Source organism: Ollibium composti, from assembly GCF_004801285.1.
Classification (GTDB): Bacteria; Pseudomonadota; Alphaproteobacteria; order Rhizobiales; family Rhizobiaceae; genus Mesorhizobium; species Mesorhizobium composti.
In genome coordinates this window covers 229921-242843 of sequence record NZ_SSNY01000007.1, presented here as the reverse complement: position 1 = coordinate 242843, position 12923 = coordinate 229921, and the positions used below count along the sequence as shown (strand labels likewise).

12 protein-coding genes are annotated in these 12923 nt (G+C 65.1%); 3 read left to right on the top strand and 9 right to left on the bottom strand.

The window, feature by feature from the left end; genetic code table 11:
- Window positions 1-10: 10 nt before the first annotated feature.
- A complete protein-coding gene (locus tag E6C48_RS13885; protein WP_136358159.1) occupies window positions 11-310 on the bottom strand; it encodes an FAD assembly factor SdhE in 300 nt (99 codons plus the stop codon).
- A 90-nt stretch (window positions 311-400) separates the two neighbouring features.
- On the opposite strand from E6C48_RS13885, the gene recG reads away from it, so the two are divergent.
- A complete protein-coding gene (gene recG / locus E6C48_RS13880; RefSeq protein WP_136358157.1) occupies window positions 401-2509 on the top strand; it encodes an ATP-dependent DNA helicase RecG in 2109 nt (702 codons plus the stop codon).
- Here recG and E6C48_RS13875 read toward each other — a convergent pair.
- The 7 genes from E6C48_RS13875 to E6C48_RS13845 all read right to left on the bottom strand — a co-directional run bounded on the left by E6C48_RS13875 (window position 2461) and on the right by E6C48_RS13845 (window position 9080).
- Window positions 2461-3213, bottom strand: coding sequence for a DUF502 domain-containing protein (locus E6C48_RS13875; RefSeq protein ID WP_136358155.1), 753 nt, complete (start codon window positions 3211-3213; stop codon window positions 2461-2463). The genes recG and E6C48_RS13875 overlap by 49 nt on opposite strands.
- 76 nt (window positions 3214-3289) lie before the next feature.
- Window positions 3290-3586 carry a HigA family addiction module antitoxin gene (locus E6C48_RS13870; protein ID WP_136358153.1) on the bottom strand — a complete coding sequence of 99 codons (297 nt, stop codon included), beginning with the start codon at window positions 3584-3586 and terminating at the stop codon, window positions 3290-3292.
- Window positions 3587-3617: 31 nt separating this feature from the next.
- Window positions 3618-3899, bottom strand: coding sequence for a type II toxin-antitoxin system RelE/ParE family toxin (locus E6C48_RS13865; RefSeq protein ID WP_136358151.1), 282 nt, complete (start codon window positions 3897-3899; stop codon window positions 3618-3620).
- 73 nt (window positions 3900-3972) lie between these two features.
- A complete protein-coding gene (glmS, locus tag E6C48_RS13860; protein ID WP_136358149.1) occupies window positions 3973-5796 on the bottom strand; it encodes a glutamine--fructose-6-phosphate transaminase (isomerizing) in 1824 nt (607 codons plus the stop codon).
- Between the two features lie 147 nt (window positions 5797-5943).
- A complete protein-coding gene (gene glmU, locus E6C48_RS13855; RefSeq protein ID WP_136358147.1) occupies window positions 5944-7293 on the bottom strand; it encodes a bifunctional UDP-N-acetylglucosamine diphosphorylase/glucosamine-1-phosphate N-acetyltransferase GlmU in 1350 nt (449 codons plus the stop codon).
- A gap of 97 nt (window positions 7294-7390) precedes the next feature.
- A complete protein-coding gene (locus E6C48_RS13850; RefSeq protein WP_136358146.1) occupies window positions 7391-8137 on the bottom strand; it encodes a cytochrome c biogenesis CcdA family protein in 747 nt (248 codons plus the stop codon).
- A gap of 94 nt (window positions 8138-8231) precedes the next feature.
- Window positions 8232-9080: a DMT family transporter gene (locus E6C48_RS13845; protein ID WP_230978761.1), complete on the bottom strand. Its 849-nt coding sequence runs from the start codon at window positions 9078-9080 to the stop codon at window positions 8232-8234.
- Window positions 9081-9331: 251 nt separating this feature from the next.
- Between E6C48_RS13845 and E6C48_RS13840 the strand changes: the two genes are divergently transcribed.
- On the top strand, window positions 9332-9709 hold the full coding sequence (locus tag E6C48_RS13840; RefSeq protein ID WP_136358142.1) for a COG4315 family predicted lipoprotein: 378 nt from the start codon (window positions 9332-9334) through the stop codon (window positions 9707-9709).
- 165 nt (window positions 9710-9874) lie between these two features.
- Here the strand turns inward: E6C48_RS13840 and E6C48_RS13835 are convergent, their stop codons facing one another.
- A complete protein-coding gene (locus E6C48_RS13835) occupies window positions 9875-10078 on the bottom strand; it encodes a hypothetical protein (protein WP_136358140.1) in 204 nt (67 codons plus the stop codon).
- A gap of 258 nt (window positions 10079-10336) precedes the next feature.
- On the opposite strand from E6C48_RS13835, the gene topA reads away from it, so the two are divergent.
- Window positions 10337-12922, top strand: coding sequence for a type I DNA topoisomerase (gene topA / locus E6C48_RS13830; RefSeq protein WP_136358138.1), 2586 nt, complete (start codon window positions 10337-10339; stop codon window positions 12920-12922).
- The last annotated feature ends 1 nt before the right edge of the window (window position 12923 follow it).

The following is a 12923-nucleotide window of genomic DNA, read 5'->3' as shown; positions in this document are numbered from 1 at the left end:
TTGCGTGGTTTCAGATTTGAGATGTCCGGCCGAAAGCCAAAATCCTGTCGAGCAGCGGACAGTCCAGATGCGCCGGCACCGGCAGGTCGCCGGTCACCAGCAGGAAGAACTGGTCGTCGGGAAAGTCGAGGAGCTTTTCATATTGGTCGAGTTCGTCGTCGGTCAAGCCGGCGATCTCGGCATCGGCGAAGCGGCCGAGGATGAAATCCATCTCGCGCATGCCGCGATGCCAGGAGCGGAACAGGAGTTTCTTGCGGCGGGGATGCAGGTCGCCGGTCACGGGGTTTGCCGCTTCTGCCGTTCCGGTCATGACACGATCCTCGGTTACGGGCGCGATATAGCGTGGATAGGCGAAGGTGTCAGCCTTTGCGCAAGCATTGTGGCGCCATAGACTGACAGGATGCGCCCTGCCCTGCTCGATCCGCTGTTTTCACCCATCACCACGCTTGCCGGCGTCGGCGCGAAAATGGCTGCCCTCATCGAGCGCGTGCTGCCGCTGGATCTCGGCGGCCGCGAGACGCGCGTCGGCGATCTTCTGTTCGTGCTGCCCAATTCCGTCATCGACCGCCGCAGCCGCCCCGGCATCGCCAACGCCATCGACGGCCAGATCGTCACGCTCGACCTCACCATCGACCGCCACCAGCCGCCGCCGCGCGGCAACCGCTCGGTCCCCTACCGTGTCTACGCCCATGACGACACCGACGACATCGCGCTGACCTTCTTCCACGCCCACGCCGCTTATCTGGAAAAGCAGTTGCCCGAGGGTGAGCAGGTCGTGGTGTCCGGCCGCATGGAGCGGTTCAACGGGCGGCCGTCCATGGTGCATCCCGACCATATCGCGCTGGCCAGCGAAGCGGAAAGCCTGCCACTGGTCGAGCCGGTCTATCCGCTGACGGCGGGGCTTTCGGCCAAGGTGCTGCGCCGGGCCATCGGCCAGGCGGTCGAGCGCGTGCCGACGCTGCCGGAATGGCTCGACGCCGCCTTCATGCGTAAGCACAGTTTTGCGTCCTTCGATGCCGCGCTCGCCCGCCTGCATAATCCGGAAAACCCGCTCGACGCCTCGCCGGAAAATCCGGCGTGGCGCCGGCTGGCCTATGACGAATTCCTCGCCGGACAGGTTTCGCTGGCGCTGGTGCGCGCCAAGGTGCGGCGCCTGTCCGGCCGGCCGCTGGCCGGTGACGGCCGCATCGTCGAAAAGCTCCGCGCCGCCCTGCCCTATTCGCTGACCGGCTCGCAGGAGGCCGCGCTTGCCGAAATCCTCGCCGATCTCGCCGAGCCGGACCGCATGCTGCGCCTGCTGCAAGGCGATGTCGGCTCGGGCAAGACGGTGGTGGCGCTGATGGCCATGGCGCGCGCGGTGGAAGCCGGCGGGCAGGCCGCGCTGATGGCGCCGACTGAAATCCTGGCGCGCCAGCATCTCGCCACCATCGCGCCGCTGGCGGCCCGTGCCGGCCTGCGCACGGCAATCCTGACGGGGCGCGAAAAGGGTCGCGAGCGCGGCGAGACACTGTCCAGGCTGGCGGACGGCTCGATCGACATCGTCGTCGGCACCCACGCGCTGTTCCAGGAGGCCGTGACCTTCAGGAACCTCGTCTTCGCGGTGGTCGACGAGCAGCACCGCTTCGGCGTCCACCAGCGGCTCGCCATCACCGCCAAGGGCGATGCGCCCGACATGCTGGTGATGACGGCCACCCCCATCCCGCGCACGCTGGTGCTGACCGCCTTCGGCGACATGGACACCTCCAAGCTCACCGAAAAGCCCGCCGGCCGACAGCCGATCCGCACCGTCACGCTGCCGATGGAACGGCTTTCCGAACTCGTCGGCCGCATTCGCGACGCGGTGGCCGAGGGCCAGAAAATCTACTGGATCTGCCCGTTGGTCGAGGAATCCGAGGAGGTGAAGCTGATGTCGGCGGAAGAGCGCTTCGCCGCGCTCCAGCCCGTTTTCGGCGATCAACTCGGCATCGTCCACGGTCGCATGAAGGGTGCCGAGAAGGACGAGGCGATGCGCGCCTTCAAGGACGGCGAGACGCGCGTGCTGATCGCCACCACCGTCATCGAGGTCGGCGTCGACGTGCCGGACGCCACGATCATGGTGATCGAGCACGCCGAACGCTTCGGCCTCGCCCAGTTGCACCAGTTGCGCGGGCGAGTCGGGCGCGGCTCGAAGCCATCGTCCTGCGTGCTGCTCTACAAGGATCCGCTGGGCGAGACGGCGAAGCGCCGGCTTTCGGTGATGCGCGAGACGGAGGACGGCTTCGTCATCGCCGAGGAGGATCTGAAACTGCGCGGCGAAGGCGAGTTGCTGGGCACCCGCCAATCCGGCACGCCGGGCTTCCAGGTGGCGCGCATCGAGTTCCACTCGGACCTGCTGGAAGCCGCGCGCGACGACGCCCGCCTCATCCTGTCGCGCGATCCCGAACTGCAATCCGAACGCGGCGAGGCGATCCGCCTGCTGCTCTACCTGTTCGGCCGCGACGAGGCGGTGCGCCTGTTGCGGGCCGGCTGAGGCAAGTTACCTTCCTCCGGATTGGCGAGTTCGATCGGCAGGCCGTCCGGGCCGAGCACCTTCTTCTTGACCGGCGGCGCCACCAGCCCGGCCGAGACGATCAGCTTGGCGCCGTCTTCTATGCTCATGTCGAGCATGACGATCTCGGATTTGCGCACGTACATCAGGAAACCGGTGGTCGGGTTGGGCGTGCAAGGCATGAAAACGGCGATCAGCGGATCGCCGGGCTTGTTCAGTTTCTCGCCGATCTCGGTTTCCTTCTCACCGGCGACGAAGACCAGAGACCAGACGTCCTTGCGTGGATATTCCACCATGGCGACCTGGCTGAACATATTGCCCTTGTCGGAAAAGACGGTCTGGAAGATCTGCTTCAGCGAGCCGTAGATGCCGCGCACCAGCGGCATGCGGCCGAGCAGGCGCTCGCCGAAGCCGACGACGGCGCGGCCGACGATGTTGGCGGTGAGGAAGCCGATCAGCGTGATCAGCACCAGCGCCACGATCAACCCGAAGCCCGGAATACGGAACGAGAGGTAGGTGTCCGGGCTGTAGCGGGCTGGAATATAGGGCTTCACCCACGAATCGACCCAGCCGATGAACGACCAGGCGATGTAGGCAGTGATCGCCAGCGGCGCGCAGACGATGAAGCCGGTGAGGAAATAGTTCCTCAGCCGCGTCATCGCAGAAGGTTTCAGAGTATCCGACATGCCCCGCCGTCTCGTTGCGCCGCAACATTAGGGGAGCGGGGCGAAGTTTGGAACCGGGAAGTTTCCCGGCCGAGCCTCATGCGGCTTTCAGCGGCTCGATCTTGTCGAGTTCAGGCGCTAGTTTCCGGGCCTCGGTTTCCAGTTCGTATGTCTGCTGGAAATTCATCCAGAATTCGGGGGTCGTATCAAAAAACCGAGCCAGCCGGAGAGCCGTATCCGGCGTTATGCCGATCTCTTCCTTTGCGATTCGCTCGATACGGGTGCGTGGCAGATTGAGTTTGCGCGCCAATGCTCCGGCACTCATGTTCAGCGGCACCAGATATTCCTCGCGGAGGAATTCACCGGGATGAAGGGGACGAGCGAATTTAAGCATCTGTTCCTCGACGGTCAGGGCAAGAGCCCGATCAATGATAGTCGACGATCTCCACGTCCTCGGCGCCAGCTTCCGTCCAACGAAAACAGATACGCCATTGCTCGTTGATGCGGATAGAATGCTGTCCGGCGCGATCCCCTTTCAAAGCCTCGAGATGATTTCCCGGAGGCGAACGAAGGTCCCTCAAGTCTACTGCATTAGCGACGGCTCGCAGACGGCGTTCAGTGCGGGCAATCAAATCCGACGGAAATCCCTTCGGCGCCTTTCCAGCCGCGATCGCCTCAACAGCTTTGCCTTTGTATGAAACGATCATTGCTGCTCAACTCCTATGTATCATACACCGATACATGGATGAGTCAACAACTTCGTATCACCCGATGATACGCCTACTCCACCGTCACGGATTTCGCCAGGTTGCGCGGCTGGTCGACGTCGGTGCCCATGAAGACGGCGGTGAAATAGGCCAGCATCTGGATCGGCAGCGCGTAGACGATCGGCGCGATGATCTCTGGTACGTCCGGCAGCACGATCGTCTCCAGCGTGTTCACCGTCGAGTGGGCCGCTCCCTTGGCGTCGGTGATGAGGATGATCTTGCCGCCGCGCGCGGCGACCTCCTGCATGTTGGAGACGGTCTTCTCGAAGATGCGGTCGTGCGGGGCGATGACGATCACCGGCATGTTCTCGTCGATCAGCGCGATCGGGCCGTGCTTCAGTTCACCCGCCGCGTAGCCTTCGGCGTGAATGTAGGAGATTTCCTTGAGCTTCAGCGCGCCTTCCATGGCGAGCGGGAAATTGGTGTCGCGGCCGAGATAGAGCACGTGCTTGTAGTGGGACAATTCCCGCGCGACCTTCTCGATCTGCGCATCGAGCTTCAGCACCTGGCTGGCAAAGCGCGGCGCCTCAGCAAGCTGGCGCACCATCGCCTTCGCCTCTGCGGCCGAGACGGTGCCGCGCGCTTCCGCCGCCTTCAGCGCCAGAGAGGCCAGCACCGAAAGCTGGCAGGTGAAGGCCTTCGTGGACGCCACGCCGATCTCGGGGCCGGCAAGAGTCGGCAGCGTCACGTCGCTTTCGCGAGCGATGGTGGATTCGCGCACGTTGACGACGGCGCCGATCAGCAGGCCCTGGCTGCGGCAATAGCGCAGCGAGGCCAGCGTGTCGGCCGTTTCGCCGGATTGCGAAATGAAGAGCGCGGCCGCGTTCTTCGACAGCGGCATCTCGCGGTAGCGGAACTCCGAGGCGATATCGATATCCACCGGCAGGCGGGCGAAGCGCTCGAACCAGTACTTGCCGATCAGGCCGCTCAGATAGGCAGTGCCGCAGGCCGAAATCGCCAGGCGATCGATCCTGGCGAAGTCGAACGGCAGGTCGAGCGGCTTCGAGGTGCCGTTGGCGAAATCGAGGTAATGCGCCAGCGTATGCGAGATCACCTCCGGCTGCTCATGGATTTCCTTTTCCATGAAGTGCCGGTGATTGCCCTTGTCGACCATGTAGCTGGTGCCGAGCGACTGCTGGCGCTTGCGCTCCACCTTGTTGCCGTCGATGTCGTAGATGGCGACTTCGTTGCGGCGCACCACCGCCCAGTCGCCGTCCTCCAGATAGGTGATGGCGTTGGTGAACGGCGCCAGCGCGATGGCGTCCGAGCCTAGGAACATCTCGCCCTCGCCGTGGCCGACGGCCAGCGGCGGGCCGTTGCGAGCGCCGACGATCAGGTCCTCGTCGCCCTTGAACATGATGGCCAGCGCAAAGGCGCCCTGCAGGCGCTTCAGCGCCCTGTGCGCGGCCTCGGTCGGGGAAGCCCCGCGCGCCACTTCGCGCGACACCAGATGGGCGACCACCTCGGTGTCGGTCTGCGAGGCGAATTCGTAGCCGTCCTTCTTCAGTTCGTCGCGCAGTTCGGCGAAATTCTCGATGATGCCGTTGTGGACGATGGCGACGCCGTTGGAGAAATGCGGATGCGCGTTCGTCTCGTTGGGCACGCCGTGAGTGGCCCAGCGGGTGTGGCCGATGCCGATGGTGCCGGCGAGCGGCTCGTCCTGGAGCCGGCGCTCGAGGTTGACCAGCTTGCCCTCGGCGCGGCGGCGGCCCAGTTCGCCGCGCTCGATGGTGGCGACGCCGGCGGAATCGTAGCCGCGATACTCAAGCCGCTTCAGCGCGTCGACGATAAGCGGCGCCACCGGCGTATGGCCGACAATCGCTACAATTCCGCACATGGACTGCCCCCGATGAAAGCTCTGTGGCGCCTATCTAGGAGGCGGCACGGCAGTGTTGAAATCACATTACGTTTCGCTTCGTATCGGCAAGACGCCGCGTCTGCGGCCTCACTATGGCAGGCCTGAGCCCAAGTCCAGCCGGCGCCTTCATGCCTTCTTGGCCGCCGCGCGGCGCGCGCGCAGTTCCTTCGCCTTGCCGGGCAGCGTCTTCTGGCGGGCGCGGCCGAACGCCAGCGCGTCATCCGGAACGGACTCGGTGATGACGCTTCCCGAAGCGATATAGGCGCCCGTGCCGATAGAGACCGGCGCCACCAGGGAGGAGTTCGAGCCGACGAAGGCGCCTTCGCCGATGTCGGTGAAGAACTTGGAATAGCCGTCGTAATTGCAGGTGATGGTGCCCGCCCCGATATTGGCGCCGGCGCCGATGCGCGCATCGCCGATATAGGTCAGGTGGTTGACCTTGGCGCCTTCCTCCACCGTGGCGTTCTTGATCTCCACGAAATTGCCGGCCTTGGCCCTGGCCTTCAGGGCCGCTCCCGGACGCAGGCGCGCGAAGGGGCCGATGTCGCAGCCGGGGCCGATGTTCGCGCCCTCGAAATGGCTGTAGGCATGGATTTTCGCGCCCGCTCCGACGGTGACGCCCGGGCCGAAGAAGACATTCGGCTCGACGACGGTGTCCGGGCCGATCTCGGTATCGAAGGAGAAAAACACCGTTTCCGGCGCGATCAGGGTAACGCCCGACAGCATGGCCGCCTCGCGGCGGCGCTTCTGCCAGATCGCCTCGGCCTCGGCGAGCTGGACGCGGTTGTTGATGCCCAGCGCATTCTCGAAGCTCGCTTCGGTGGCGACGACCGAAAGCCCCTGGCCGCCGGCGATCTCGACGATGTCGGTGAGGTAATATTCGCCCTTGGCGTTGTCGTTGCCGACCGCGTCGAGCAGCGCCAGCGCATGGGCGCCTGCAATCGCCATCAGGCCGCTGTTGCAGAAGGTGATGCGGCGCTCCTCCTCGGAACAGTCCTTCTCCTCGCGGATGGCGAGCAGCTTGCCGTCCTTCTCGATCAGGCGGCCGTAGCCGGTCGGCTCGTCGGCACGGAAGCCGAGCACGACGACGGCTGCGCCTTCGGCCAGCTTTTCGCGCGCCGCGACCAGCGCGCCCGCGTCGATCAGCGGCGTGTCGCCGAACATCACCAGGACATCGTCGTAGCCGGCCGCGATGTCCTCGCGCGCGGCGAGCGCGGCGTCGGCGGTGCCGAGGCGCTTTTCCTGCACGAACAGCTTCGCCGCCGGCGCGAATTTTTCCGCCGCCTTACGCACCTCGTCGGCGCCGTGGCCGATCACCAGCGCCAGTTCGCCGGCGCCCGCGGCTTCCGCCGCCCTGACCACATGCGCCACCATCGGCAGGCCGGCTACCTTGTGCAGCACCTTGGGCAGCGCGCTTTTCATGCGGGTGCCCTCGCCTGCGGCAAGAACAATGGACAGGCACGAACGACTATTCATGAAGTTGGACCGGTTCCGGGACGGTGGGAATCGCAAAGCTCAATAGCATTGGCTTGTTTGTCCACCAATGCGGTTAAATTCGGGTGAGCAACCGCAACTATCCGAGTTGGCCGAGGACCGGGAAATTCTCCAGCAACCAATAGGACAGGCTCTGCACGCCGCCGGTGAGGAAGAAAACGCCGGCCACGACCAGCAGGCCGCCGATCACTTTCTCGACGCGGCCGAGATGGACCCGGAATTTTTGCAGGAAGCGCATGAAGGCGCCTGAAAACAGGGCCGCGACGAGGAAGGGAATGCCGAGGCCGAGCGAATAGGCGGCAAGGAGTGCCGCCCCCTCGCCCACCGTCTCGCGCCCGCCGGCCAGCGTCAGGATCGGCCCCAGCACCGGGCCAATGCATGGCGTCCAGCCGAAGGCGAAGGCGAGGCCCATCAGATAGGCCGCTACCGCGCTCGCCGGCTTGCCCTCGCTCTGGAAGCGCGCCTCGCGCGACAAAAGCGGGATCTTCAGGATGCCGAGGAAATTCAGGCCCATGACGATGATGAGGATACCGGCGGCAAACGCCAACTGTTCCTGCCAGACCCTGAGGAAATGGCCGATGGTCGATGCGCCGGCGCCGAGCGCGACGAACACCGTGGAGAAGCCGAGCACGAAGGCGACGGAAGCGGCGAGCAGCGCGCCGCGCGCGCCGGACCTTGCCGCCACGCCTGCGTCGCCGCGGAAATCGTCCACCGACACGCCGGCCATGTAGCAGAGATAGGGCGGCACCAGCGGCAGCACGCAAGGCGACAGGAACGACAGCGCTCCCGCCCCGACGGCGCTGACGTAGCCGATATCCAATGCCATTGTGCCGCTCCAGTTTCGCGACCGCGATATAGCCGCAGTCACTACGGCACGCCAATCACCATCCCGTGCCCGCGCCGCAACGTCGCGGCACGCTTCAGGCGACGATCGCCAGTCGCCGCCTGCGCCCGTCAAGGAGCACGATCGTCAGCCCGCTGGCGACGACCAGCAGGATGCCGACGACGGCGAGCGCGTTCGGAAACTGGCCGAATACCAGCAGGCCCGAGATCACCGCCCAGACGGTGAAACAATAATAGAATGGCGCGACCACGCCGGTAGGCCCGACGCGATAGGCCATGAAGATGAAGAAGTGGCCGAAGATCAGGAAGAACCCCGCGCCCGCCATCAGCAACAGATGATGGGCGGACGGCATGATCCAGCGCTCGGTGGCCAGATGGGCGAAGCCGGCGCCGACGAGGACGACGAGCACGGCGGAAATCGCCACGATCATGCCGGGTATCTCGGCGGCGACGCGACGCCCGGTCAGGTCGCGCGCGGCCGAAAGCGCGGCATTGGCGAGTGCCAGCAGGGCGTAGACGGAAATTCCCTGCATGGTCGGCTGCGCGATCATCAGCGCGCCCGCGAAGCCGACGCCGATCAGCGCCATGCGCAGGCCACCGATGCGTTCGCCGAACAGCAGGGAAGCACCGAGCAGGACGAGCAACGGCGTGACCTGGCCGAGCGCGGTGGAGTCGGCGATCTGCATGTTGGCCAGCGCCACGACATAGGCGAGGATCGCCGCCGTTTCGAACAGGTTCCTGGCCAGCACGCGCTTCTCGACAAGGAGCGGAAGCTGCCTGCCGTACCCGAGAACGAACAACATCGGAATGCCCCAGAGCGTCGCCGCCGCGCCGCGCAGGAACAGCACCTCATAGGGCGGAAGCCCCTCGGTGGCGAGTTTCATCAGCGTGTCGTTGATGATGTACGACCCTGTCGACAGGATCATGAAAAGCGGACCACGGAAGATCGACAAGGAGTGTTGCATCCGCAGACAGAACCAGAGCCGCAACATGGCGGCAAGCGCCGCGACGCCTGGTCCAATCGACGGCAGGGCAAACAGGCCAGTCGCACCCGAAATTCGCGGCCGGGCGACCATATCCGCCGCCGAATATCCCGTCAGGGACGAAACATCGCGCCCGCGACGTTTACCCTGCGTGGGCCGCGATCCTCGCGGTTGTCCAGACAGGGAGATTTTCGATGAAAGCGATCGCATTTGGCTTCGCCATGTTGCTGGCCGGCACAGCCGCTTCCCAAGCCGCCGACGCCTGGAAGGAAGCCGAGGTCAACGGCGCCAAGATCTACACCGACGCCAACGGCATGACGCTCTACACCTACGACAAGGACGAGGCCGGCAAGTCCAACTGCTACGACAAATGCGCGACCAACTGGCCGCCGCTGAAAGCCGAGGCCGACGCCAAGGACGAAGGCGAATGGACCGTGGTCAAGCGCACCGACGGCACGGCCATGTGGGCCTATGAGGGCCACCCGCTCTATACGTTCATCAAGGACAAGAAGGCCGGCGACACGACAGGAGACGGCGTCGGCGACGTCTGGCACATCGCCAAGGCCGATTGATCCGCCTCAAGATGATGCCCGGCCGCTCACATGCCGGTGAGGCTGGCCGGGCAAGGCAGCGCAGGGACCGCCGAAGCCCGTATCATGGGCTCAAGCCCGCGATCCATCAATTCGCCCATAAGGATTAGCTGCCGGCTCGCCCCAGCGCGGCGGAGGGTGCCATCGTCAGGCCACTCCCCGCCGCCCGCCTTGCTGGACGCGCGCCGGGCGCTCGCCGCGGATGATGTCGGAGGCCTCGAGATAGGCCATCTCGATCAGGTAGGCGAGCATGTCGCAGCGTTCGGCTTCCGCCATGGTGCGCAACTGGCCGAGCATGGACTGCATGTAGTCGAGCGTCTCGGTCCGCCTTCTGGTATAGATCTGCCGCATTTCGGACGTCCTCGCCTGCCGTCTGCGTCGTCGCCCTGGCCAAATCGGAAGCGCTTTCGCCAAGGCAGGGACAATCTATTCCCATTATCTAAAATTGCAAACTTTAATGATAATCGCGCAATGGTTGTATAGCGAGGACGAGGCCATTTTCGCCCTGGCTCTTGACCGGATCGAAAAGCACGGCCATTTGACGGGCGATCCGAATGACAATTCGCCCGCGGCTCGTCACCTGCCGCAGCGCCTGCACCAAGAGCATCCATGGACGTCGTCGTCGTCGAATCGCCCGCAAAGGCGAAGACAATCAACAAATATCTCGGCCGCAACTACAAGGTTCTGGCCTCCTTCGGCCATGTCCGCGACCTGCCGGCCAAGGACGGCTCGGTCAAGCCCGACGAGGATTTCGCCATGTCCTGGTCGGTGGACACGGCCTCGGGCAAGCGGCTGGCCGACATCGCCAAGGCGGTGAAGGACGCCGACGGGCTGATCCTCGCAACCGACCCGGACCGCGAGGGCGAGGCGATTTCCTGGCATGTGCTGGAAGTGCTGAAGCAGAAGCGCGCGCTGAAGGACAAGAAGGTCAGCCGCGTCGTCTTCAACGCCATCACCAAGAATTCCGTGCTCGACGCCATGGCCAACCCGCGCGAGATCGACGCGCCGCTGGTCGACGCCTATCTGGCGCGGCGCGCGCTCGACTATCTGGTCGGCTTCACGCTGTCGCCGGTCCTGTGGCGCAAGCTGCCCGGCGCCCGCTCGGCCGGCCGCGTGCAGTCGGTGGCGCTGCGCCTCGTCTGCGACCGCGAATCGGAGATCGAGCGCTTCGTCCGCGAGGAATACTGGAACATCGCCGCCATCCTCGGCACGCCGCGCAAGGACACGTTCGAGGCGCGGCTGACGGCCTATGAGGGCAAGAAGCTCCAGAAGCTCGACATCAAGAACAAGGACCAGGCCGACGGCATCAAGGCGATGCTGGAGGGCGCTTCCTTCCGCGCGCTGTCGGTGGAAGCCAAGCCGACCAGGCGCAACCCGGCGCCGCCCTTCACCACGTCCACCTTGCAGCAGGCCGCCTCCTCGCGGCTCGGCTTCTCGGCCAACCGCACCATGCAGGTGGCGCAGCGCCTTTACGAGGGCATGGACATCGGCGGCGAAACGGCCGGCCTCATCACCTATATGCGTACCGACGGCGTGCAGATGGCGCCGGAGGCGATCGAGGCGGCCCGTGCCGCGATCGGCAAGGAATTCGGCGACAAGTACCTGCCGGAGAAACCGCGCCACTACACCACCAAGGCCAAGAACGCGCAGGAAGCGCACGAGGCGATCCGCCCGACCGACTTCTTCCGCACGCCGGCTTCCGTGCGCCAATATCTCGATGCAGACCAGGCGCGGCTCTATGAGCTGATCTGGAAGCGCGCCATCGCCAGCCAGATGAACGCTGCCGAGATCGAGCGCACGACGGTCGAGATCGAGGCCGTCAACGGCTCCCGCACCGCTGGCCTGCGCGCCGTCGGCTCGGTCGTCCGTTTCGACGGCTTCATCGCCGCCTATACCGACCAGAAGGACGAGGATTCGGAAGACGAGGAAAACCGCCGCCTGCCGGAAATCCGCCAGGGCGAGGCACTCGACCGCGAGGCCGTCAATGCCACGCAGCACACGACCGAGCCGCCGCCGCGCTATTCCGAAGCCTCGCTGATCAAGAAGCTGGAGGAACTCGGCATCGGCCGTCCCTCCACCTACGCGGCGACGCTGAAGACGCTGGAAGACCGCGAATATGTCGTGATCGACAAGCGCCGGCTGATCCCCGAAGCCAAGGGCAGGCTGGTCACAGCCTTCCTCGAGAACTTCTTCGACAAATATGTCGAATACGATTTCACTGCCTCGTTGGAAGAGAAGCTGGACGAGATTTCCGACGGCAAGCTCGCCTGGAAGGACGTGCTGCGCGACTTCTGGAAGGACTTTTCGGCGCATGTCGACGAGACCAAGGAATTGCGCGTCACCGACGTGCTCGACGCGCTGAACGAGGAACTGGCGCCGCTGGTGTTCCCCGCCCGCGAAGACGGTTCCGATCCGCGCATATGCCCGAAATGCGGGACCGGCAACCTGTCCCTCAAGCTCGGCAAGTACGGCGCCTTCGTCGGCTGCTCGAACTATCCCGAATGCGGCTACACCCGCCAGCTCGGCGGCGAGGCCAACGGCAACGGCGAGAACGGCGGCGCGGTCGACGGCGCCAAGGTGCTCGGCAAGGACCCCTACACCGCCGAGGAGATCACGCTGCGTTCCGGCCGCTTCGGCCCCTATGTGCAGCGCGGCGAAGGCAAGGAAGCCAAGCGCTCCAGCCTGCCGAAGGGCTGGACGGCCGATTCCATCGACCACGAGAAGGCGCTGGCGCTGCTGTCGCTGCCGCGCGACGTCGGCAAGCATCCCGAAACCGGCAAAATGATCTCGGCCGGGCTCGGCCGCTACGGGCCGTTCGTTCTGCACGACGGCACCTACGCCAATGTCGAATCGATCGAGGACGTGTTCTCCATCGGCTTGAACCGTGCCGTCTCGGTGATCGCCGAGAAGCAGGCCAAGGGCAAGGGCGGCCGCAACGGCGGCACGCCGGCGGCGCTGAAGGAGCTCGGCGAGCATCCCGACGGCGGCAAGATCACCGTGCGCGACGGCAAATACGGCCCCTATGTCAACTGGGAAAAGGTCAACGCGACGCTGCCCAAGGGCAAGGACCCGCAGTCGGTGACGGTCGAGGAAGCGCTTGCGCTGATCGCCGAGAGGGCCGCCAAGAGCGGCGGCAAGAAGCCGGCGCGCAAGGCGGCGGCGAAGAAGCCCGCCGCCAAAAAGAAGAAGGAGTAGC